This window comes from Antarctobacter jejuensis, from assembly GCF_052266595.1.
Classification (GTDB): Bacteria; Pseudomonadota; Alphaproteobacteria; order Rhodobacterales; family Rhodobacteraceae; genus Antarctobacter; species Antarctobacter jejuensis.
The window spans coordinates 1-2,500 of record NZ_JBQQXJ010000037.1 but is presented as its reverse complement, the minus strand read 5'-3'; the positions used below and the strand labels follow the sequence as shown (position 1 = coordinate 2,500).

Here is a 2,500-nt window from a genome sequence, read left to right as displayed (position 1 = left end):
ATCGACTTGGTCTATCTAGCAAGCTTAAGCCGGTAGGTGTAGGCGCAGCGAAAGCGAGTCTTAATAGGGCGTCGAGTTAGATGGATCAGACCCGAAACCGAGTGATCTAGGCATGACCAGGATGAAGGTAAGGTAACACTTACTGGAGGTCCGAACCCACACCTGTTGAAAAAGGTCGGGATGAGTTGTGCCTAGGGGTGAAAGGCCAATCAAACTCGGAGATAGCTGGTTCTCCGCGAAATCTATTTAGGTAGAGCGTCATCCGAATACCCCGGGGGGTAGAGCACTGGATGGGTAATGGGGCCCCACAGGCTTACTGATCCTAACCAAACTCCGAATACCCGGGAGTACTAGATGGCAGACACACTGCGGATGCTAACGTCCGTAGTGGAGAGGGAAACAACCCTGACCTACAGCTAAGGCCCCCAATTCATGGCTAAGTGGGAAAGCAGGTGGGACGACCAAAACAACCAGGAGGTTGGCTTAGAAGCAGCCATCCTTTAAAGATAGCGTAACAGCTCACTGGTCTAATCAAGTTGTCCTGCGGCGAAGATGTAACGGGGCTCAAGCCATGAGCCGAAGCTTAGGATGCCGTAAGGCATGGTAGCGGAGCGTAGTGTGATATAGCTTCATTCCTCCTTCGATCCATTCCCAGTTCTCTGGGGGATCACTGGAGGAGCGAAGCTTTCAGTGAAGCCGGCGCGTGAGCGATCCGGTGGAGAGATCACTAGTGAGAATGATGACATGAGTAGCGACAAAGAGTGTGAGAGACACTCTCGCCGAAAGTCCAAGGGTTCCTGCTTAAAGCTAATCTGAGCAGGGTAAGCCGGCCCCTAAGGCGAGGCCGAAAGGCGTAGTCGATGGGAACCACGTTAATATTCGTGGGCCAGGAGGATGTGACGGATTGTGGCGGCGTGCGTGCCTTATCGGATTGGCGCGTATCCAAGACAGTTCCTGGAAATAGCCCTCCATCAGACCGTACCCTAAACCGACACAGGTGGACTGGTAGAGAATACCAAGGCGCTTGAGAGAACGATGTTGAAGGAACTCGGCAAAATACCTCCGTAAGTTCGCGAGAAGGAGGCCCGGTGTTCGATCACCGGGGGCACAAACCAGGGGGTGGCGACTGTTTATTAAAAACACAGGGCTCTGCGAAGTCGCAAGACGACGTATAGGGTCTGACGCCTGCCCGGTGCCTGAAGGTTAAAAGGAGGGGTGCAAGCTCTGAATTGAAGCCCAGGTAAACGGCGGCCGTAACTATAACGGTCCTAAGGTAGCGAAATTCCTTGTCGGGTAAGTTCCGACCTGCACGAATGGCGTAACGACTTCCCCGCTGTCTCCAACATCGACTCAGCGAAATTGAATTGCCTGTCAAGATGCAGGCTACCCGCGGTTAGACGGAAAGACCCCGTGCACCTTCACTACAGCTTCGCACTGGCATCAGGCACAATTTGTGCAGGATAGGTGGTAGGCTTTGAACCATGGACGCCAGTCCATGGGGAGCCATCCTTGAGATACCACCCTAATTCTGCTTGATGTCTAACCGCGGCCCGTTATCCGGGTCCGGGACCCTGCGTGGTGGGTAGTTTGACTGGGGCGGTCGCCTCCTAAAGCGTAACGGAGGCGCGCGAAGGTTGGCTCAGAGCGGTCGGAAATCGCTCGTTGAGTGCAATGGCAGAAGCCAGCCTGACTGCAAGACTGACAAGTCGAGCAGAGTCGAAAGACGGCCATAGTGATCCGGTGGTCCCAAGTGGGAGGGCCATCGCTCAACGGATAAAAGGTACGCCGGGGATAACAGGCTGATACTGCCCAAGAGTCCATATCGACGGCAGTGTTTGGCACCTCGATGTCGGCTCATCTCATCCTGGGGCTGGAGCAGGTCCCAAGGGTATGGCTGTTCGCCATTTAAAGAGGTACGTGAGCTGGGTTTAGAACGTCGTGAGACAGTTCGGTCCCTATCTGCCGTGGGTGTAGGATACTTGAGAGGAGTTGCCCCTAGTACGAGAGGACCGGGGTGAACGATCCACTGGTGGACCAGTTGTCATGCCAATGGCAGTGCTGGGTAGCTATGATCGGACAGGATAACCGCTGAAGGCATCTAAGCGGGAAGCCCCCCTCAAAACAAGGTATCCCTGAGGACCGTGGAAGACCACCACGTCGATAGGCCAGAGGTGTAAGCGCAGCAATGCGTTCAGCTGACTGGTACTAATGGTCCGATAGGCTTGATTTGATCCAGTAACAGCAAAAACTGACTACTGAAATCAGACCACAAGCATACATCCCGTGATCTTGACGAGGACAACGATGTTGATTGACGGCGCACAACCGTGCGCCGTGTTGGTTTTTTCTCGGTTTGGTGGTCATAGCACGAGCAAAACACCCGGATCCATTCCGAACCCGGCCGTTAAGTGCCGTCGCGCCAATGGTACTGCGTCTCAAGACGTGGGAGAGTAGGTCGCCGCCAAACCTAGTAAAAACCAACATATTCTCTCAATACGAT

General features: G+C 54.1%; 2 rRNA genes (1 of these 2 cut by a window edge). Both read left to right on the top strand.

The window, feature by feature from the left end:
* A 23S ribosomal RNA gene (locus tag ACTXGA_RS24335) occupies positions 1 to 2,230 on the top strand; it begins 1,205 nt to the left of the window's first position.
* 122 nt (positions 2,231 to 2,352) lie between these two features.
* A 5S ribosomal RNA gene (gene rrf, locus ACTXGA_RS24330) occupies positions 2,353 to 2,467 on the top strand.
* Positions 2,468 to 2,500: the final 33 nt, after the last annotated feature.